Origin of the sequence: Synechocystis sp. LKSZ1 (genome assembly GCF_040436315.1) — a bacterium.
GTDB lineage: Bacteria > Cyanobacteriota > Cyanobacteriia > Cyanobacteriales > Microcystaceae > Synechocystis.
Map to the genome: position 1 here is coordinate 2,365,185 of NZ_AP031572.1, position 20,848 is coordinate 2,386,032.

At 50.2% G+C, this 20,848-nt stretch carries 19 protein-coding genes; 10 read left to right on the plus strand and 9 right to left on the minus strand.

Features of this window, described 5'->3' with window-relative positions; translation table 11 throughout:
* Window positions 1-86 precede the first annotated feature (86 nt).
* The 3 genes from aroH (at window position 87) to ABXS88_RS10775 (ending at window position 2,507) form a co-directional block, all read left to right on the plus strand.
* Window positions 87-488 (plus strand): chorismate mutase, encoded by a 402-nt coding sequence (aroH, locus tag ABXS88_RS10765; RefSeq protein WP_353672048.1) that lies wholly within the window; start codon window positions 87-89, stop codon window positions 486-488.
* 231 nt (window positions 489-719) lie between these two features.
* Complete coding sequence (locus ABXS88_RS10770; RefSeq protein WP_353672049.1) at window positions 720-1,748, plus strand: hypothetical protein; 1,029 nt, start codon at window positions 720-722, stop codon at window positions 1,746-1,748.
* A 15-nt stretch (window positions 1,749-1,763) separates the two neighbouring features.
* The gene (locus ABXS88_RS10775) at window positions 1,764-2,507 is read left to right on the plus strand and encodes a WecB/TagA/CpsF family glycosyltransferase (RefSeq protein WP_353672050.1); all 744 of its coding nucleotides are present in this window, start codon (window positions 1,764-1,766) and stop codon (window positions 2,505-2,507) included.
* Between the two features lie 32 nt (window positions 2,508-2,539).
* Here the strand turns inward: ABXS88_RS10775 and ABXS88_RS10780 are convergent, their stop codons facing one another.
* Genes ABXS88_RS10780 through ABXS88_RS10790 form a run of 3 tightly spaced genes read right to left on the minus strand, consistent with a single transcriptional unit; the run spans window position 2,540 to window position 5,311 of the window.
* A complete protein-coding gene (locus ABXS88_RS10780) occupies window positions 2,540-3,172 on the minus strand; it encodes a Vat family streptogramin A O-acetyltransferase (protein ID WP_353672051.1) in 633 nt (210 codons plus the stop codon).
* A 15-nt stretch (window positions 3,173-3,187) separates the two neighbouring features.
* A complete protein-coding gene (locus ABXS88_RS10785; protein WP_353672052.1) occupies window positions 3,188-4,717 on the minus strand; it encodes an AAA family ATPase in 1,530 nt (509 codons plus the stop codon).
* A 30-nt stretch (window positions 4,718-4,747) separates the two neighbouring features.
* Window positions 4,748-5,311, minus strand: coding sequence for an SHOCT domain-containing protein (locus ABXS88_RS10790; protein ID WP_353672053.1), 564 nt, complete (start codon window positions 5,309-5,311; stop codon window positions 4,748-4,750).
* Between the two features lie 188 nt (window positions 5,312-5,499).
* On the opposite strand from ABXS88_RS10790, the gene ABXS88_RS10795 reads away from it, so the two are divergent.
* Together ABXS88_RS10795 and ABXS88_RS10800 are read left to right on the plus strand one after the other, a co-directional pair.
* Window positions 5,500-7,644, plus strand: coding sequence for a hypothetical protein (locus ABXS88_RS10795; protein ID WP_353672054.1), 2,145 nt, complete (start codon window positions 5,500-5,502; stop codon window positions 7,642-7,644).
* Between the two features lie 10 nt (window positions 7,645-7,654).
* Window positions 7,655-8,746: an AEC family transporter gene (locus ABXS88_RS10800; protein WP_353672055.1), complete on the plus strand. Its 1,092-nt coding sequence runs from the start codon at window positions 7,655-7,657 to the stop codon at window positions 8,744-8,746.
* A 9-nt stretch (window positions 8,747-8,755) separates the two neighbouring features.
* Here ABXS88_RS10800 and ABXS88_RS10805 read toward each other — a convergent pair whose 3' ends face one another.
* Genes ABXS88_RS10805 through thrB form a run of 4 tightly spaced genes read right to left on the minus strand, consistent with a single transcriptional unit; the run spans window position 8,756 to window position 12,319 of the window.
* Window positions 8,756-10,030 (minus strand): D-alanyl-D-alanine carboxypeptidase, encoded by a 1,275-nt coding sequence (locus ABXS88_RS10805; RefSeq protein WP_353672056.1) that lies wholly within the window; start codon window positions 10,028-10,030, stop codon window positions 8,756-8,758.
* Window positions 10,031-10,047: 17 nt separating this feature from the next.
* Complete coding sequence (ruvA, locus tag ABXS88_RS10810; protein ID WP_353672057.1) at window positions 10,048-10,686, minus strand: Holliday junction branch migration protein RuvA; 639 nt, start codon at window positions 10,684-10,686, stop codon at window positions 10,048-10,050.
* Between the two features lie 36 nt (window positions 10,687-10,722).
* On the minus strand, window positions 10,723-11,397 hold the full coding sequence (locus ABXS88_RS10815; protein WP_353672058.1) for a ParA family protein: 675 nt from the start codon (window positions 11,395-11,397) through the stop codon (window positions 10,723-10,725).
* A gap of 1 nt (window position 11,398) precedes the next feature.
* Window positions 11,399-12,319: a homoserine kinase gene (gene thrB / locus ABXS88_RS10820; protein WP_353674807.1), complete on the minus strand. Its 921-nt coding sequence runs from the start codon at window positions 12,317-12,319 to the stop codon at window positions 11,399-11,401.
* Window positions 12,320-12,528: 209 nt separating this feature from the next.
* On the opposite strand from thrB, the gene ABXS88_RS10825 reads away from it, so the two are divergent.
* The 3 genes from ABXS88_RS10825 (at window position 12,529) to ABXS88_RS10835 (ending at window position 16,475) form a co-directional block, all read left to right on the plus strand.
* Window positions 12,529-13,608 carry a PIN/TRAM domain-containing protein gene (locus ABXS88_RS10825; RefSeq protein WP_353672059.1) on the plus strand — a complete coding sequence of 360 codons (1,080 nt, stop codon included), beginning with the start codon at window positions 12,529-12,531 and terminating at the stop codon, window positions 13,606-13,608.
* Between the two features lie 65 nt (window positions 13,609-13,673).
* The gene (locus tag ABXS88_RS10830; RefSeq protein ID WP_353672060.1) at window positions 13,674-14,372 is read left to right on the plus strand and encodes a pirin family protein; all 699 of its coding nucleotides are present in this window, start codon (window positions 13,674-13,676) and stop codon (window positions 14,370-14,372) included.
* A 492-nt stretch (window positions 14,373-14,864) separates the two neighbouring features.
* Window positions 14,865-16,475, plus strand: coding sequence for an ATP-binding protein (locus tag ABXS88_RS10835; RefSeq protein WP_353672061.1), 1,611 nt, complete (start codon window positions 14,865-14,867; stop codon window positions 16,473-16,475).
* A gap of 333 nt (window positions 16,476-16,808) precedes the next feature.
* Here the strand turns inward: ABXS88_RS10835 and mnmA are convergent, their stop codons facing one another.
* Window positions 16,809-17,876 (minus strand): tRNA 2-thiouridine(34) synthase MnmA, encoded by a 1,068-nt coding sequence (gene mnmA / locus ABXS88_RS10840; protein ID WP_353672062.1) that lies wholly within the window; start codon window positions 17,874-17,876, stop codon window positions 16,809-16,811.
* A 91-nt stretch (window positions 17,877-17,967) separates the two neighbouring features.
* Window positions 17,968-18,438: a phosphate-starvation-inducible PsiE family protein gene (locus ABXS88_RS10845; protein WP_353672063.1), complete on the minus strand. Its 471-nt coding sequence runs from the start codon at window positions 18,436-18,438 to the stop codon at window positions 17,968-17,970.
* Window positions 18,439-18,631: 193 nt separating this feature from the next.
* Here ABXS88_RS10845 and pyk point away from each other — a divergent pair, with 193 nt between their 5' ends.
* A complete protein-coding gene (gene pyk, locus ABXS88_RS10850) occupies window positions 18,632-20,404 on the plus strand; it encodes a pyruvate kinase (protein WP_353672064.1) in 1,773 nt (590 codons plus the stop codon).
* Between the two features lie 60 nt (window positions 20,405-20,464).
* Complete coding sequence (locus ABXS88_RS10855) at window positions 20,465-20,848, plus strand: DUF4346 domain-containing protein (RefSeq protein ID WP_353672065.1); 384 nt, start codon at window positions 20,465-20,467, stop codon at window positions 20,846-20,848.

Genomic DNA, 20,848 nt, shown 5'->3' on the forward strand with positions numbered 1-20,848 from the left:
TTTTTGATCTCTGCCAAGATGGAGCGGGGGATGGTAGGCTTAGTAAAAACGTCAGATAACAGGTCATTAGGTTGAGGATTAGGGTTGTGGACTGGAGAGTGCGGGCCATTCGTGGCGCAACAACAGTAACGGAAAATACTGCCGCGGCCATGCGAGAAGCCGTCAGCGAATTACTGGATACTATTGAAGCCCACAATCAATTTGACCCTAGTGACATTGTCAGTGTCACTTTCTCCGTCACCCGTGATCTAGATGCCCTCTTTCCGGCGGCCATTGCCCGAGAACGGCCTGATTGGGATAATGTCCCCCTGTTGGATGTCCAGCAAATGCATGTCCCTGGTAGCTTGGAACGCTGTATTCGAGTGCTGATTCATCTCAATACTTGCAAGCCCCAGACCGAAATTCACCATGCTTACCTCCGTCGGGCCCAAAGCCTACGACCCGATTTGCCCGTGGCCCAACTGAGTCTCTCGGCGCCAATTCGTTGAGTTGGCCCTCAGTCGGAAGGATTGATAGATTTATAATCGAGTTGATCAAAGCACCAAAAGGTCTTTCTCCTATCCGCTAAAGTTTGGGGTTTTCAAAAGCTACAATCTTTCCGTAGGCGTTTGGCTGGATAATCAGTCAAGATAGGGGCTAGTCTATTGACAGGTTGTCAAAGCTCCCTTTATCGCGTCATGCTGGTATCTGTTCTTCTTTATCTGTGAGGTAACTGTCCTGTGTCTAACCCTATCCAAGATACCTCTACGTCCTCTACGGATTTGCCCTGGTGGAGTCGTCCCATTGAAGGGAAAGGCGGGCTCCTTGATAGTCTATTAAACCGGAGTAAGAAGCAGGACATTCCAGAGGCGGTGCTGGCTTTTCGGCAAAAGCAAATGCTGGATATACGGGTTTTTGCAAAAACGGCTGAGGCCATTGACTCCGATAAATTTGGCGATGAAGAATTTTTGACCTATGTGAGGATCAAGTATCTTTTGGCAAAGGGCATCGGTGAATTTGCAGGTTTGGGGGAAAGCGCACAACTCTTACAATTTGCCATTGATGCCAAGGATTTGTTTATTGGCATTGACCAAACAGAACTCCGCTACCGCAGTGTTAAACAGCAGGAGTTTTATCAGTTTGTAGAAGAACTACTTAGAGAAGAGATTACCGCTCAGGATTTTCGGGCCAAGGTTCTCGAAAAAGCAGAGGATATTATAGCCTTTGTTAAGACCGAAGAAGGACAGCAAGCCATGCAGGTCTATACCCGCAATCTAGAAAAAGTGTCGGAAAATCCCCTTGGTTTAGAACTCCTTTCCCTCTTTAAAACCTTTCAATTGGCCGACTATTCCATTTTAAGAACCATTGCAGACTATATCTTGAATATTGAGATCAAGCATATTTACGACATCCGGGCCTTAATCAGTTTTGTTAATGCTAATCTCCCTATTTTTGAAAAACTCAGAAATATTATTAAACTGTCTGAAACGCTGGCTACCCCCCAGGCCTACGCGGTGATGGTACAGTATATTGCCCTTTCCCACCAACATGCGATCTCCTACCTCAAATTTGAGGAGTTAATGAAAGTTCTACGCAAATGGAATCGCTACTATCAAAACCTGCTCCAGGTTGCGACGGAATATCCCGAAGCGGATTACGCTTGGCCCCAGGAATTTAAAGAACCGATTCCGGGCGAAACGATATACCTCAAATATCAAAAATGGCTGACGGATCCCAAAACGGGGATGGTCTACTATGACTTTTTCTAAGACTGCCAGAGTATTATGATAAAAAACGATTCTCTGCCGACCAGTTCTGTTTTTGATTTGCCGCTCCACCTCTCATCTAACTATTTGGCTTGGTTGGCGCAACGCTTAACCAAGGGAAAAGGCGGCCAGGTCGTCACCCTCAATGCCGAAATGGCCATGCTGGCCCAGAAAAATCCGCGTATTCATGACATTATTCAGCAAGCAGACCTCATCGTTCCCGATGGAGCCGGCATTATTTTTTATTTACGCTTGCAGGGCCGACGTCAGCATCGTTGCCCAGGCATCGAACTTGCGGCGGATCTCATTCATCACAGCGCCCAACAAGCGCAACCCTATCCCATTGCTTTCTATGGCGGCGCGCCGGGAGTCGCCCTACGGGCGGCAGACTATTGGCAAAGTCAGTATCCCCAGTTGACTATCCTTGCAAACCACGGCTTTCTCTCGGAGCCGGAGCAGGCCCAATGGTGTCGTACCCTAGCGGAAAAGCAACCTGCCATTATTTTTGTGGCCCTCGGTGTACCCCGTCAAGAATACTGGATTCAAGACCACCGTCACCTCTGTCCCCAGGCCCTCTGGATGGGGGTCGGGGGGAGTTTTGATGTCTGGTCTGGCGAAAAACAACGGGCCCCCCAATGGTTTTGTGATAACCATCTCGAATGGCTCTACCGGCTGTATCAAGAGCCTTGGCGTTGGCGGCGGATGCTGGTCTTACCTCGATTTGCCTGGAAAAGCCTATACCATCATTTCCGCAAGGCCTAGCTATTGACAGGCCCCCAGGGCCAAGCTCGCGTTTATTGACAGGCTTGCAAAGCCGCCAGGTCAGCCCCGACAATTTTGTCCAGATGACGGGTAATTTTTTCGATGTTCCAGTCCCACCAGGCAATCTCCAGTAAAGCCGCTATCGTCTCTGAATCAAAGCGCTGACGAATCACCGTCGCAGGATTGCCGCCGACCATCGTGTAGGGAGAAACATCTTTCGTAACGACGGCTTTTGCGGCCACAATGGCCCCATGGCCAATCTGAACCCCTGGCAAGCAAAGGGCCTCGTAGCCCAGCCAGACATCATGGCCAATGACCGTATCACCTTTATAGGGATAGGCTTCTGGCGGCGGCGCAAATTGGGCCCAATCCTCACCAAAAATTTCAAAGGGATAGGTAGAAAACCCCGCCATTTGATGATTAGCGCCATTCATAATAAACTTGACCCCCCGGCCCAGGGCACAGAATTTGCCGATAATCAAGCGATCCCCCACAAAGGGAAAGTGATACAAGACATTGCGCTCAAAGTTTTCTGAATCTTCGGGGTCATCATAGTAAGTATAATCCCCAATGATGATGTTGGGATTCTGAATCGTATTTTGAATAAAGCAGACCTGGGGAAAGCCGGCGAGGGGATGAATCTGACGGTGGCTAGGGTAGGGCATAGGCAAAGATAGAGATTAAACCAATGGGAGAGTATCCGGCAGGCCCTGTTCTGTATCGACAAACGTCACCAGGGCCAACTCGTCGGCAGAGAAAGTCTCCTGCTCCCGTTGTTGTTGGGCCAGTAGGTCGGCGGTAGCGTCGGAAATATCATGCTTACGTTCTAGTAGACGGGCCTGGAGCGTGTTTAAACTGGCCTGGCAGTAGATAATCCGCAGGGGAATTTGCTGAGCTTGAGCGGCGGTGATCACCGTTTGGCGTTGGTCTCGGCACGGGTAGCGGGCATCGAGAATGACCGTGAACCCCTGGGAGGACAAGGAAAGCCCGAGGGCCAACAAACGGTCGTAGGTCTGGGTCGTCATTTCCGGGCGATAAAGGTCTACGTTTCCCCGCTGGTGGAGGGGGATGCCGGCCAACTGCTTGCGGACTGCATCAGAACGGAGGTGAATAGCCTTAAGTTGGGCCGCTAAGCGACGGGCCAGCCTGGTTTTGCCTGAACCCGATAGGCCAGACATGATCAAAATTTGGCCCAATTGAGGTTGAGTGTATTTCCAGGCCAAGTGGTAATAGGCTTGAGCAATAGCGAGGGCGTCTTGTTTGTCCTGCTCGGCAATATCCGGGTCATCCAGGAGCATAGAAGTCACCTTGGCGCGGACGTAGGCCTGACGGGAGAGATAAAAGGGTAAAACTTGTACACCCTCCCAATCCCCTGTCTGTTCCAGGTAGGTATTTAAAAATAAATTGCCCCAATCCGGTCGGCCCTTAGCTGTAAGGTCCATGACGGTGAAGGCAATATCGTACATGACATCCACAAAGCGGAAAGGTTCATTAAATTCGATACGGTCAAAGAGCTGAATTTGCCGATGCCAGTAACAAATATTTTTGAGATGTAAATCCCCGTGGCATTCGCGGATTTTGCCCTGGGCCTGACGCTCTTGAAAGAGGTCTTTTTTTTCGGTTAGAAACCGGTTGGTAAACTGTCGGGTCTGGTCGTACTGGGTTTGGGTCTGGGCCAAGCCAATATATTTCTCGGTCGTAGTGTAGTTATCCTCAATGGACTGGCGAATGACTGCAATGGAACCAAATTGACTAATATACTCGCCTGTCCGAGCTTGTTGGTGAAAATCCGCTACCTTTCGTCCTAGTTCCTGAATTTGCTCCGGGGTCAACTGGCCCTGTTCAAACAAATGAATAAGCAGACAATCCTGGGGAAATTGATGCATTTTCAAGGTGTATTCCACCACGGCCTGTGGGTTAGCGAGCAGAAATTTTTCTCCCACTTGACTAATGGCCATGACTTCGACATAAATATCAGGCGCTACGGGTTGATTGAGGGCCAATTCCTGATGCAAAAAATAATGTCTTTTTTCTAGCGTCGAAAAATCCAAAAAGCCAAAATTGACGGCTTTCTTTAACTTGTAGGCAAACTTCCCGGTCAAAACCACCACCGAGCAATGGGTCTGGAGAATTTGAATTGGCTCCGTCACCGGATGATCGTAGAAATCCGGGCGCTGCATGGCTTGTAGTAGGAGAGAGCCAGTTGTCATTATGGGTGGAAAAAAGGGGGTGTTGGGCCCCTAGAGTCGGGCGAGGAGTTCTTGCTTCTTGGACTGGAACTCTTCCTCCGTGAGAATTCCCCGGTCTTTTAATTGACCGAGTTTTTCCAAGGCTTGATAAATATCCGCCGCATCATCGCCCTTTTCGTTCTCTAGGTCTGAGACATAACTTTTACCTTTTTCAAAGGCCGAGTCGTAGGCACTTTTCACGGCATCATCGACAATATTATTGAGGTTACCCCCACTGGCAAAATGACTGACGGCTACCTGGCCTACGGCGTAGGTCGAAGCCCCGGAGGTAATGGCCATGGAGGCTCCCCCTAAAATGGAACCAAAACCAGGGATGGCTTTAATAAAGCTGGCCCCGAGACTTGCCAAGGTTGTACCCGTTAAAGCCGAAACGAAGGCTTTGCCCGTACTGCGAGAGTAGTTGACGTTGTAGAGATGGGCGAGTTGTTGTAACATCTCCAGTTGGATAGCGGTCACCGCCGCAAAATCGACCAGGGGAATCGGGATCAAGCCTCCCCCCATGGCCCAAAGTACATGGGAGCGAATAATAGCCTCGGCTTGGGTTGATTTGCTCATGGTGTTACCTGCTGGGAAGAGAAAATGGGCTTATCTCGGCTTTATTCTAGACAAATTCCTGAGTAACGGAGAGAGATACTCAAAATTTCTCGATCTCATCAAATCTTACTCAGGGTAATTACCTAGATTAACGAAAGAGTGTTACCTTATGGCACGAGAGATTCTCGCATGGATGCTTCTAGATAGTGATGGTAGAGCCAATCTTGCCTAATTTTTGTTGCGTGGCCAAGGGCCTAGAGGAGACGGCAATACCTGAGATAGATCCCCGCCTTGAACAGGCCCTCAGTAGTTTTCCTGGCCAAACCCTGACATTGCCAATGGGGAGTTATGTTCTAGCATCTCGTCCCAATTTATACGGCACCCTTAGTCGTGAGCGGGTTTTGGCAGAATGTATGACTTATCTCCGTCAGGCCCTTGACCATTTGGGGCTTTCTTCACCACCACGTTTACTGTTAGTACTGCCCGACAAAACCCGAACGAATATCGCTGCCCATCTCCTTTTAGACGTAGTTTTGAGTTTGCAGACGGAATGTCCAGGCCTACAATTTACAGTGCTCTTTGGCCTGGGAACTCATCCACCGATGACGGAGCAGGACCTCGAACAATGGCTAGAGCCCCAGCGGTACCACCAGCTAAAAATACGAGGGATTAGCCTGCGGCAACAAACGACTCTGGCCCCCCTCCAGCCCCAAGCCACGGTTGAAGTCAGAGAATTTCCTGAAATGTCTGCTAGTAGTTTTTCGGCTCTCCATCAGGCTATCACTCAACTCCAGGGCCATTTGACGGCGATGACCTCTCCAGGTGAACCGCTAACCTTGGAACGTTACTTGGAACGAGAACAGGCCCTTAAGGAAACAACTCCTTTCCAGACAGCCTCTACTGGCCCGGAAAACCCGCCGGCTAGTACTGTTCCCCTAGCAACGGCGGCTCAGCAAGGCTTCTCTCTCTCTCTCCCCCTGGAACTCTGGCAACACCATTTAACCCTGGTGGCGGGGGACACGGAGTTACATCCCTACGAAGTTCGGGGTGGCAGTGGTGGTATCCACAAAATGTTGGCAGTTGGCTTGGCGGATCTACAAACCATTAGACGAACCCATAGCACTCGCATTTTATTAGATGCAACCTCTCCTACGGCTGAGGCCAACAATGCCTTTGTCCGGAGTTTAGACCATATTATTGCCGACCTCTACCAAGACCTCCTGCATCGTCCCGATAGTCTAGCTTGCACTATTCCTCTGGGTCTTTCCATTGCCTCCCTACAACCAGGCTGTATTAATGGTCTATGGCTAGGCCAAGCAGAACCCGCTCGACAGCAATTGACCCGTATCGTTCGGCACAGTAATACCGTTAGGCTATCCCAGGCGACCCATTTAGTAATTGGTGATGCGGATCGCAAAAAAGGAACAGATATTTTGGCTGGGGCCCGGGCCCTGCAAACCCTCTGTGAGGAGGACCGGGGGGATAATGTGTTGTTAGCTGATAGTCCCCGTCAGCGGGTTGCCTTACTGTTTAATCCCTGTCTGGAGACTCGCAACCATGGCGGCATTGGTAATCTAGGCACGAAAAAACAACTTGATGTGCTAGGGCAATTAGTTCATGAATGCCAGGGCATTCTCCAGGCCCAACTATCCGCTGTAGAAACCTTTGACCAGGCCTTGACCCTGGTGCAGGCCCGACGTCGTCAAATTTTAACGGCCTGGACGCATCATTTACTCTTGGTGAGTGACTTCCCAGATTTTCTTGATTTGCTAAAGACCTTAATCAGAATGTTAAGACAATTGGCAAGTATTAATTTTGATCCCCAAAAAATTGGGGAATATCTACAAAGCAGTCTGAGTAATTATGCCAATCATTACAGTGATGAAGGGAGGATGATTCATCAACTACAAGCCGCTTACCTTAGCCAGCCAGACCTCGAAGCCCTTTTCTATCAAGTGAGTAACCTCCAGCAAGCTTACACAAAGATGGAAGGGTTAGGGGAAGGGGGACAAAGGGCCCTACGATTGCTGAAGATTTTGCAAAATTTTGAGACGTTTCTCCTTGCCACAGATAACGTCATGGTCTTGAACTACCTAGAAGCATTAGATCCCGACTTGGCCCCTTGTCTGCCAGCTCCTTTAGGTTCAGGCTTAATCAATCAAGGTCTCCGGTTTGGCCTACTGGGGATAACCGGCATTGATCTTACGCGACATGCTTGCCAACAGGCCCTCGATAAGGCTATTGATTATATAGAATTCTATAATTCCCAATCTAAAAACTATCAAATTACTTTTCTTCCTAAGCCTTTAATTATCAAAAATCCCCAAACAGAATCTTCTGACCTCAGGAAATAAATCATCAACTATGAATCCTTTTTTAAATCTATTTCTAAGGCTTTATCTTCCCATTGGCAGTGCCTGGGGCATCGGTTTTTTATTCAGCTTTCTGCTCCAGCGGGATTGGATTGCTAGACGCTTTGGCCCTGCTTGGTACCGCACAATTCCTGCCTACCTCGGTAAATTCCTGTTTTTAGTGGGGGTTCCCTTCAGTGTGGTTAATTTTATCCGCAGGGCCAACTGGACTGGTGCCATCTGGCTTGCGCCAGTGGTGGCTTGGGGGGCCATTCTTTTGGCCTGGTTCTGTAGTTGGCTCTGGCTCAGAGCCTTGCCCCATCAACCGGCCCTCAAAACCCGCAGTAGTTTTACGTTAAGCAGTATGGTGGGCAATACGGGCTATCTTGGCTTTCCAGTGACCTTGTTATTGCCCCAATTGGGCCCAGATTATTTCGGTTGGGCTTTGCTCTACGACGTGCCAGGAACATTCTTTGGGGCCTATGGCCTTGGCTTTATTTTGGCGGCTCAGACCTATTTTCGGAGCAAATCGCAATCAGCGATAGCAGAGGAGGAGTCGGTGCGGTCGGAGGAACTGATGGGAGAGGAGCCATTTGAGAAAATTCCTTTTTCCCCGAATCAGTCCCAAATCTCTCTAAAAAGTCTCCAATTTTGGCAAAAAATAGTCAAGGAGTTACTCAAAAACCCTAGTCTTTTGGCCTTTTTTGTTGGATTGGCCCTGCGGGGGGTCGCTTTTCCTGAGTGGTTGGATGGAACGCTGAACGGGTTTGCTTGGGGAGTCATTATGCTTTCCCTAGTACTCATGGGTATGCGGTTACAGCAGTTGGATTCTTGGCGAAATCTTCCCCTGGCCCTGGGAGCTGTAAGCATCAAAATGTTTTTAGTGCCTCTGATCATTGCTATGCTCCTTACCAGCTTGGGCATGGAAGGCCCGCCGAGACTAGTCTTGATTCTGCAATCGGCAATGCCCTGTGCCTTTGCCACCCTTGTGTTGACAGAGGCCTACGACCTAGACCGGGATCTCGTGGTGACGGCTCTTGGTATGAGTTCCCTGGCCTTAGGGCCACTCCTGCCGTTGTGGCTTTGGGGCTTTGCCACTTGGTAGCCGCGACATCTAGGGGATGAGTGTCCGATCAGGGGATCCTAAGCTCACCTGATCCGTTGGGCCGGGATTCAAATCCGTCGCCAAAATATGCCAATGCTCGGCCAAGCGCTGGAGCAAGCGATCCTGCTCGGCCCGGAGACGGTCAAAATGGGGCCCACCATTAATCACGGTAAACCAGACAATGCCCCGCTCTTGGGTAGGAATGATGCCCGCAAGGGCACTGACTTGATTAAGAGTTCCGGTTTTTACTATCAGGCCGGGCGGTAGGGCACGCCATTCCAGGGTTCCTTTGTGGTTACGGCCCATCACGGGAAACAGATCCGCTAAGGTTAGGCCCTGGGGTTTTAGTAGGCCTTGCAGGGCCTGGTAAAGTTGTGTGACAGCCCTGGGGGAGAGACGATTCTCCACCGCTAGGCCCGAACCATTTTTGAGCTGGATTTCCCCAGGGGCAATCTTGGCCAAGCGACTGGCCTCCTGGGCGACGACAGCCGCACCACCTAGCGACTGGGCCAGTATTTCCGCAATATCATTGTTGCTGTAGATATTCATCTGTTTGACAATCTGGGCCAAGCTCAGGGATTGCCGACGCAGGAGGGGTTGGGCTTCGGCTGGTAACTGGGCCTGGGTCAAAACCTGGCCCTCTAGGGTGACATCGGGTTTTGGCGTTCCTGCCGGCAGGTTAGCGTATTGTTTTTTGATCAGAGGCGACCAGCGTTGGGCCTGGAGGGCCTGTTGAAATAGGGCCCCGGCAATCTGGGGATCGGTTTTAAAATTCATGGCAAAATTGCCTGTAATGACTAAATTTCCCCTGATTTGCTTAATTCCTTGGCGATTGAGGGCGTTACCAACAGCAATCGCTTCTTCCCAAACAAACAATGGGTCAAAGCCTCCCTGGATGATCAAATCTCCCTGCAGCACCCCGGCCACGACCGGCCCTGTGCTATAAAAACGGGTCTCGAAACGGTGCTCAGGCCCCCAGCGGTTAATCACAGCAAGGCTGGTGGCAATCTTGGTCAGGGAGGCGGCAGAAATGGCAACCGCTTCCTGGTTGTGAGCCAGATAAGCCCATTCACTCTGGAACCAAATCCCCTGGCGTTGACGGTCGTAGCCCTTGGCTTCTAGGCGGTCGAGGTAGTCTTCAATCAAGTTGGTAACGACGGGATCGGTCTCGGTCGGTAGATCAAAAAGTTTAGCTTCCTGCCACTGGATCGCCGTACCGGAGAGAGGGGCCGGGGAGGCAAACCAGAAAAAAAAGCCGAGCAGGGAAGGAAGGAGCGTAAACATCGGCAAGCAGAGGCGCGCTAGGAACGTTGACTCAGCCAGAGAATGGCCTGACGAATCCATTCTTCCACAGGCGTAGTAGGCGTCAGGGCCGTCTCTTGACGGATGGCCCCCAAGGCCTGATGGATCTCTTGGTCAGTGTAACCCAAGGCCAGCAGGGTTAACTCCAGATCTTCCCGTTGATTGGCCCCCAATTGTAATTCCGTCGTATTTACGGTCAGACCCAGGGATTGCCGCCACTGGGACAGTTTACTCTTCAGTTCTAGGGCCAGGCGCTCCGCCGTTTTTTTACCCACGCCGGGGGTTTGGCAGAGTTGATTGATATTACCCGTTACCACCGCCTGTACCAGGCCCTCTAGGCCCAAGGTATCGATTAAAGCCAAGGCTAACTGGGCGCCAATCCCCGACACACTGAGTAATTGATTAAACAAATCCCGCTCCGCCAAGGTCGTAAAACCGTAAAGGTAGGGCTGTTCTTCCCGTACTTGGAGACTGACAAAGACTTGGAGCATCGGGGCCGACTCCGAATTCAAGCCAGCAGAGAAACGGGCCGGTACTTGGATTTCGTAGCCAGTCTGTTGGACTTCTAGCACTAGCATGAGACGATTCTGGGCATTTTTACCCAGAGAGAGCATCTGGCCCTTAAGGAATTGGAGCATGGCTAACAGAACGGTGGGGAGCCTGGGGGCTTGATTCTAGAACGGATTGAGTTCCCGCAGGAGTTCTTCGGCAACCCGACGGTAGTCCGATTCGGCTTCCTTGGCCTGTTTGCCTTTCCAGTGGGTGATGGCAACGCCGTCCAACACAGACCGCTCGTGGGCCTTATAGTTGCGCACGAAGGCATGGCAAGCAGGAATCCCCAATTCCAAGAGGGTATTTTGGGCCTCTAGGGTTTCCTTTAAACTGCGGGAATCGACCTTGGTCAGGAGCACACGGTGGGCCACCTGGAGGGGCATGACAGCGGTACGCACCGTATCGATCAGGGCCGTTAGATCCATGGGGGCCGGGGGGGTCGGCAAGACAAGATAATCCGCCAAGCGAATCACGGTTTTAAGGGCCTCGGAGCGGAGGGCCGGCGGGGTATCCACCACAATGATGCGGTACTGGGACGATTGATGGAGTTGGGTCAGGGCCTCGGGCCGGCTTTCCTGGCTAAAGCTAAAGGGCATTTGGCCCTCACTGCGCTCTACCCACCAGGAGGCGGAACCTTGGGGGTCGGCATCCACTAGCAGAACGGGGTGTTTTTCCGCCAAGATGGCAGCCAGGTTAACTGCCGTTGTCGTTTTACCTACGCCCCCTTTGCCATTGACCACCGCCAATATCCGGGGTTGGATCGTGCTAGATTGTCCAGGTCGCGAGACTTTTGCCATATTATGCTCCGGGGCTGACGTTGGCCCCTTGACGGTCTAGGGCCAGGATGTGGGTCTGGGTATTGATGCCTTGGTCTTGCCAGGTTTGTTGTAGGGCCTGGGCCACTGGGGCGGCCGTTTCCGGTGAGGTAATGGCCAACAGGGTCGGCCCGGCACCGCTGATCACCAAATTGTAGGCTCCGGCGTCCAGGGCCGCTTGTTTCAGGGCCAAGTAACCAGGAATGAGGCCCTGGCGGTAGGGTTGATGAATTTTATCTTCCATGGCCACTCGGAGCCAATCCCCCCGCCCCGTGGCTAAGGCCTGGAGCAGTAGGGCTAAATGAGCGCTATTAAAAATCACGTCTTTGCGGTCGTAGGTTGAGGGCAGAACCGAGCGGGCCGCCTCTGTGGAGAGTTCAAAATCAGGAATTGCCACCACGGGAATCAGGTTGTCGGCCCAGGGCATGGCGTTAATTTCCCAGCGGCCACCGTCTTGAACCGACAGTTGACAGTTACCCAACAAGGCAGGCGCCACGTTATCGGGATGGCCTTCCAGGGCAATGGCCAGATCGAGCAATTCTTGGTTACTACAGGGAAAACCCGACAGCGCATTGGCCCCCACCAAGCCCGCCACAATGGCCGTTGCCGAACTGCCCAGGCCCCGAGCCAGGGGAACCCCCAGCTCAATGTCTAACTGGAGGGACGGCACGGATTGCTCTCGGTGGCGGTAGAAAGTCAGGATCGACTGGTAAATTAAATTATCCGTTTGCCGACTTACCTTATCGGCCTCAGGGCCTGTCACGGCAATGCTTAAGCAAGGCTCGGTATCCGGTAGCTGGGTTAGGGTGACGCGGTTATACAAACTGAGGGCCGCTCCTAGGCAATCAAAACCCGGGCCTAAATTCGCTGTGGTAGCGGGAACCGTAACCGTAAAGGAAGACATCATACTTCGTTTCGATGGCAATCTTTTTCCATTGTCTAACGCCGGGGCCGCAAGAAACCGTTCTGGGGGATTGCAAACCCGGTCAATATAATAAGATGAAGGCAGAGCGAGGGGGCGTCACCCAGTTTTTCTTTCTGTCTTGGCCGGGTCTCTCGTCGTTCTCCGCCATTATTTCGGGGAGTTTCCCCGCTGAATTCGGATAGGCCCTTATGTTAGATGCCATTATCATTCTTCTCTTCATCTTTGCCTTGGCAGGGGTTGGCTTCGACAGCGTTGATCTACTCCCTGAGCCGGTAAGACTCCAAATTTCCAACGTAGAGGCCCTGCGCTGGTTAGCCGCTGGTTTTACCTCCATTATTGGCCTGGCCATCGGGTTAGTGGCCCAAACGACCTATCGACGCCTAGAAAAACGCATCCGAGAAACCCCGATTGAGACGATTCTGACCCGAGCCGTGGGCCTGGTCATTGGCCTATTGATCGCTAACTTGATGCTCGCTCCCATTTTTTTACTACCGATTCCAGGGGAATTCTCGTTTCTTAAACCAACCCTGGCCATTTTTGGCAGCGTCATCTTTGCCTTTTTGGGCATCAGTCTTGCCGACACCCACGGCCGAACCTTTCTAAGGCTGATCAATCCCAATAGCCTAGAAACCATGCTCCTGGCGGAGGGGACTCTCACCCCTGTCGCCCCGAAGATTCTAGACACCAGTTGCATCATCGACGGCCGCATTGAGCAATTACTGGGTACTGGCTTTATTGAAGGACAAATTCTGGTTCCTCAATTCGTGCTGGCGGAACTCCAGCAGTTGGCTGATGCCAGCAATGACCAAAAACGGGTGCGGGGCCGCCGAGGGCTGGATATTCTGGGCCGCATCCAAGAGGCTTTCCCCGAGCGTATTGTCATTCATTCCGCTGATTATGATGACATCCCGACGGTAGATGCCAAGCTCGTTCATCTGGGCCAGGAAATTAACGGTACGCTCCTGACCAATGACTACAACCTCAGCAAGGTGGCCAACCTGCAAAAAGTGGCGATTCTAAACGTCAATGACCTCGCCCAAGCCATTCGCCCCATCTATCTCCCCGGCGATACACTTGATCTTAAAATCCTGAAGCAAGGCAAAGAACCGGCCCAGGGCATTGGTTATCTAGAAGATGGCACCATGGTGGTGGTGGAGGAAGGTCGGGAATACGTTGGCACTGAATTGCGGGTGGTGGTGACCTCGGCCCTGCAAACAGCGGCAGGACGTATGATTTTTGCCAAACCGCCTTCTATTCTTGCTTCGTGACGATTTTCGGCCAATCCCTAGGGGCCTCGTTATAGTTGAAAAAACATAACAACGGGAAATAACCTATGTTACTGAAACGAAGCAGTCAAGACCGGGGCTATGCAGACCACGGCTGGCTCCAGAGTTATCACACCTTTTCCTTTGCCAATTACTACAACCCCAACCACATGAGTTTTAGTAGTCTGCGGGTGATTAACGAAGACCGCATTCAGGGCGGCGGCGGCTTTGCGACCCATAGCCATCGAGACATGGAAATTATCACCTATGTTCTAGAGGGCCAACTCGAACACAAGGATAGCCTGGGCAACGGTTCGGTGATTGAACGGGGTAAAATTCAGCGGATGACGGCGGGAACCGGTATTGCCCACAGTGAGTACAATGCTTCGCAGACGGAACCGGTTCACCTATTGCAGATTTGGATCTTGCCGAACCAAGTGGGCCTGACTCCCAGCTATGAAGAAAAGGCCATTGACCTCACGCCCAGCCAAGGCCAGTTTCAATTGATTGCAACCCCCACCGGCGAGCAGGAGACGATTACCCTCCACCAAGATGCCACTCTGGCTGTGGCCCGTCTCCAGGCCGGCCAATCCCTAACCCAGGCCTTTAATCCCCAGCGCCATGGTTGGCTTCAGGTATCCCAGGGCCAACTGGCCCTCAATGGCCTAGACCTAGAACAGGGAGATGGTGTAGCTATTAGCGAAGAATCCAGCTTGGTTTTAACGGCTACCCGTGACTGCGAAGTCCTGCTATTCGATTTACCGTAAGAGGGTGTTTGAAAATCCCCCGGCTAAACCGTAAAGCCTGCCGTTAGACTGACAAGGGGGGCTTGCCGCGTTAGGGACTAGCGCCTTGGGCAGAGACAGCAAAGAGAAAATGACGGTCTCGCCTTTGCTAGCTCCGGGCGATGAGCCCGCAGGCCCGACCCATGAGCAGAGCTAGCGAAGCGGATGGGGAACGCTCTATGATATTCAAGGATATTCAAGATAGGTTTGCCCAATTTTGGGGGAGTAATGCTTGGGGCAATAGTCGCGCGCACTACGGCAAGGAGTTTTTGGGGTGGTGTAGAGTTCATAAGCAAGTACACTAATCGACATAACACGCTTTTGGGTGTCTGATACAGAAAACTTCTTACCATTCCTCTATCTAGAATAATATGCTGAAATATTTTTAAAAAATGTGTATGTAGCATAATACATAGAAAGTTTCCTTCTAATCGCTAGTTAGCGCCGAGAAAACATGAAGAATTGAGCATTACAATGAAAATAAAGAAGTTGCATTTACGAAATGGATATAAACGCTTTTTTGATCTCACAATTGACCTGGGAGAAGATCCTAAAAAAATTGTCGCGTTGGTTGGTCCAAATGGATGTGGCAAGAGCAGTGTTTTAGATGGAATGTTATTTCATGCTAATGCGCACGGGCGCATCGGGAACAAAAATAATAAAGATTACCAGTATCATTCAATGCATGGATCGCCTAGCTATACCCATCAAAACATAATAATAAATTTTGACAAAGGTACATTTCCTGAAGTTCGAGCTAGCAAGGCTGAAAATGGTAAGGAAAACACGATTTTTTCATTTAGAAGCCCTTATAGATACAATAGTAATCTAAAAATAAATGAATCTAAAGCAACCAAAGAAATTAGGCTGAATAATTATGGCGCTACTACAGCCTCGGATTTAGACGACAAAATGGAAGAAAACTATAGGCGCTTATACATTAGATATAACAAATATCTTCATGATGAAGACTGCAGACCAAGTCAAGCTAAGGCTAAAATTATTGGCGACCTAAACTCCTCTATAAAAAAATGTCTAAGCTTAGAAATTTCTAGTATTGGAAATATAGAAGCATCTCAGGGAACTTTGTACTTTAAAAAAACAGATCATCCTACAGAATTTGAATTTAATGTTTTATCTTCTGGAGAGAAAGAGGTTGTAGATATTCTATTAGACCTTTATTTGCGGCAAGACGAATACAATGATACCGTGTTTTTACTAGATGAACCTGAACTACATATAAACACAAGCATTCAAAAGAATCTTTTAATTGAGATAGATAGGCTTATTGGAGATGATTGCCAAATATGGGTTACAACTCACAGTATTGGGTTCCTTAGAACACTACAGAATGAAATGAGAGATAAATGCCAAGTTATTCAATTTAAAAATGAGTATAACTTGGCATCAGAATCGTATGTACTTCAACCAATACCTATGTCTAGATCTAACTGGAAAGATATCTTTGAAATTGCCTTAGATGATATAGTCAACCTAATCAGTCCAAAACGCATCATATATTGCGAAGGAAAGGATAAGCCTGGGAGCAACGGTATAGAGAAAGGACTTGATGCACAAGTATTTAATAACATCTTTGCAAATACATACATGGACACTTTATTTGTTTCAAGTGGTGGGAATACAGAGCTTGATCAAAGAAGTGAGATTGCAATCGCCATTCTCAGTAAAGTATTTGCCGATCTGGAAATATTAGTTCTCAAAGATAGAGATATGGCATCTGGAAAAAACATAGATGAGAATGATCGGGCAATTTACCTTCAGAATAATCCCAACAATCATAGGGTACTCAAAAGATGGGAAATAGAAAATTACCTATATGACAAGGAAGTTTTAATGAACTACTGTAAAGCCAATAGCCTGGATTTTGATGAACAAGCTTACGATAAGCTTGTTACAGATATAGACAATCAAAACTTAAAAGATATTACTGGACAGATTAAAAATATTTGCGGAGTAAAAACCAGCATAAATCCTGAGAAATTTAAGCTAACCCTATCGCGTCATGTTAACCCTGGAATGAAAGTGTATTTAGAGCTTGAGTCATGCGTGATCAACCGAGAGTAGCATAGTTTGCATCGCACAACTTAACCGTTATAAACAGGGACAAACTCCCTCATTAATCCCATCAAGTCTATTTGGTATTTGTTGTAGTGGCTAGTAATTGGCTACCAGCCCGACAACCCCATAACGACTTGTCCACAACACCTGATGAAACGTTCTCCTAAGCTAAGACAGCAGGCGATACCGCTAAGCAGGTCTTTGAGGCTCTGTGGGATGACAGAGATGATTTAGGCCTAGAATCTGATTAGGGTTGTTTTCAATATTTCTAGGGGAGTGTTTCTAACTCCCTTTTTTTTCTCCAAGCCCAACCCATTAGGATAAAGGGCCTTGGTGGGTTTAGAGAGGTGAATCGGTCTTTTTCTCAATGATGCCGCCCCCCAGCACACAATCCCCGTCGTAGAGAACCGCCGCTTGGCCGGGCGTGATACCAAACTGGGGTTCATCAAAGACCAGGCGAACCCGGTTGCCTAGGGGAATCACCTGCACGGGAACCGCCGCTGAACGATAGCGGACTTGGGCCTGACAGCGGATCGGGGCCTGGGGTTCTGGGATCGAGACCCAATTGAGACGACTGACGAAACAATCGGGACTCCCTGCATTTTCACGATTGCCGACAATGACGCGATTCAAAACTGGATCGAGGTGAACCACGTAGAGCGGTTCGGGCGCGGCAATACCCAGGCCTTTCCGCTGGCCAATGGTGTAGTGATGAATACCTTGGTGCTGGCCCACCACTTTGCCTGAGACATCGACAATCTCCCCGGCCCTGGGGGCCAAGTACTGGTCGAGAAAGGTTTTCATGGAGCCGTGGGCTTCAATCAAACAGAGGTCTTGGCTATCGGGCTTTTCTGCGGTTTTCAGTCCCAATTCCTGGGCAATTTTTCGGGTTTCGGGTTTCGTCAGTTCCCCCAGGGGAAAGTGCGTGGCCCCGAGGATGGCCTGGTCGAGGTCGTAGAGAAAATAGGACTGGTCTTTCTGGCGATCCACCGCTCGCAGAAGTTGATAGCGACCGAGACTGTCGTCGTAACGAATACGGGCATAGTGGCCCGTGGCAATCTGATCGGTTCCGTGGGTCTCCTGGGCATAGCGCACCATGGGGCCAAATTTAACCGCTTTATTGCATTGGGAACAGGGAAGCGGCGTCACCCCATCACCGTAACCCGACACCAAATAATCGACGATGTGGGTTTGGAACAAATCCCGCGTATCAACGATCTCGTGGGGAATGCCCAGTTGCTCGCAAATAAAGGCTGCATCCACCATCCCTTCGGAACAGCATTGGCCCTTGCCCTTCATTAACCAGAGGGTTAAACCCACTACTTCATAGCCTTGACGATGGAGCAGGGCCGCCGCCACTGAACTATCAACCCCACCGGACAGGCCCACCACAATTTTTTTGACCATCACCCAATCGTTAAACTTTATACAACAAACGCCACAAACTATTCCTAGGCTAACATTTGCATCTCTGCCTAGCCAGGTATTTGGGCCGGGTTCACGGCTGGGGGCCTTCCCGTAATTGCTTGAGTAACCAGTAACTGACGGAAAGACAGATAGTCGCAACCCCTAGCGCAATGAGACTAAGGTAGCTATATTTGCTAGAGTCGAAGATGATGACTTTGCGGGCAATGGCAATAATCGCCGTCACCAATACCAGCTCGACTTGTATAACATTTTTCCTTAAATAGGCTGTAATATTTTCTAGCAGTTCTAGGGCAATTAAAATATTTAAAAACAGGCCAAATAGTTGTATAAGGGTAGTATTGAAAAAGCCGATGGGTTCTTGCCACAACTCTACGATCAGAACCCTAATTAAATCAAATAGAGAAACAAAAATAACAGCGACTAAGCAGACTGCTAAAACCTTAGCAACGAATTTTTCTAGATCATGAAGCCAGTGGAGAAAGTTATCATCACGATAGCTTTCCCTGACTTTTTTCAATAGTTTTAACAGACTCCTCTCCATCGTTTATTCCTACCTAAAATTCAGGAGAACCTGGCTATTCTACCGCAAGACCTTCCCCACTCCCCAGTACATTGAGGGCTGACATCAGCGCAGTGTCCCCTCTTGACTGATAATGAATGGTGACGTTACCTGCTGGTCAATGGTTCACCTAGCCTAGTAATATTCCTATTGCCCTTTTATCTGTAAGGTTTCTATGCCCACCTCGCCGCTTCCCCGTCGTACCAAAATTGTGGCTACCATCGGCCCTGCCACCCAGAGCAAGGAAGTGCTAAGGCAGTTAATTCAAGCTGGGGCAACCACCTTACGCCTAAACTTTTCCCATGGCGACCACGATTACCATCACCAAAGTATTCGTCTGATTCGGCAAACCGCCTTTGAACTGAACCAACCCGTCGGCATTCTCCAAGACCTCCAGGGCCCGAAGATTCGGGTCGGCAAGTTTCTCAACGAAACCCAATCGATTATTTTAAAACCCGGAGACCGCTTTACCCTCACCAGTCGCAAGGTAGAGTGTAATCAGGAAATTAGTTCGATTAGTTACGAGCGTTTGGCCGAGGAAGTGCCGGAAGGAGCCCGAATTCTCCTGGATGATGGCAAGTTGGAGATGCGAGTAGAAAGCATTGACCTGGCCAATAAAGACCTCCACTGTCGCGTCGTGGTGGGGGGCACCCTTTCCAGCAATAAAGGGGTTAACTTTCCGGGGGTTTATCTGTCGGTCAAGGCCCTGACGGAAAAAGATAAAGAGGATTTGATGTTTGGGCTGGATCAAGGGGTTGATTGGGTGGCTCTGAGCTTTGTGCGGAATCCCCAGGACATTGAAGAGATTAAAGGCCTGATTGCGGCGGCGGGAAAATCTGTGCCGGTGATTGCCAAAATCGAAAAACATGAGGCCATCGAAGACATGTGGGCCGTCTTGGAAAAGTGCGACGGAGTGATGGTGGCTCGGGGGGACTTGGGGGTAGAACTGCCCGCTGAAGACGTGCCGATTTTACAGAAGAAACTGATCGCTACGGCCAACCAATTGGGTATTCCCGTGATTACGGCCACGCAAATGCTCGACAGCATGGTCAATAATCCCCGACCAACGCGGGCGGAGGTATCCGATGTAGCTAACGCGATCCTAGACGGTACCGATGCTGTCATGCTCTCCAATGAAACGGCGATTGGTAAGTTTCCGGTGGAAGCTGTGGCCATGATGGCAACGATTGCCGAGCGCATTGAGCAAGAACAAATTGCAACCGACCGCTCCGCTAGTCCCAAAACCTCGATTCCCAACGCCATTTCGGCGGCAGTGAGTGACATTGCCGAGACCTTAAAGGCGGCGGCGATTATGACCCTAACCAAAACGGGAGCTACAGCCCGTAATGTGTCCAAATTCCGGCCCAAAACCCCAATTCTTGCCATCACTCCCCACGTCGATGTCTCGCGGCAATTGCAATTGGTTTGGGGCGTCAAACCGCTTCTGGTTCTTGACCTCCCCTCCACGAGTCAAACCTTCCAGGCCGCCATTAATGTGGCCCAGGAAAATCTTCTACTCAAGGATGGCGATCTGGTGGTGATGACCGCCGGTACGCTCCAGGGGGTGGCGGGTTCTACGGACTTGATTAAAGTGGAAGTGGTTAAGGCCATTTTGGGCCGGGGCGTCGGCATTGGCCAGGGGGCCGTGAGTGGCCGGGCTCGGGTGGCTAACAATTCCAAGGAATTGAATCAATTTAGTCCTGGGGAAATTCTGGTCGTGCCTTCCACCAGTGCCGATTTCGTGGAGGTAATGCGCAAGGCCGCTGGCATTATCACCGAGGAACCCAGCCTTACCAGTCATGCCGCTATCATTGGCCTACGCCTCGGCGTCCCAGTGATCGTTGGTTTTAAACAGGCCACTCAGATCGTTCGGGAGGGGGCCATTCTCACCCTCGATGCCCAAAAGGGCCTAGTTTATTCCGGGGCCATGGCCAGCGTTCCCCAGTAAGCCCTTTGTCTTGGGAGAGAATCTCCCTAACCCCATTGCAATCTAGACGATTAATTCTCTATGACCACCCTGCGTGACGACCTTAAAAGTTTGGATGACAAGCTCTCTAATCGTTTTATTGACCTAGACCCCGGCGGTTACTGGATTATTGCCATTGATGCCTCGGCCCCCGTGATTCGCATAGAACATTACGGGAATGCCATCAATGACCAGGGCCTGGCAGTCGATCCCGAAACTGGGGAAGTTATCGCCTGTCGGGGCGGGGTGGTTCGTCGTCCGAGCTTGACCCTGACCGGCCAAACGGCCAAGGAACTCTGTATCAAACTGTTTGAGGAGCTTGACCCCTGTCCTGTCACTCGGCTCGATCATGCGGCTTACCTCGGTCGGGAACTGGTCAGGGCGGAACTGGCCCTGGTCACCGGCACGGAATATATCCAGGATTAG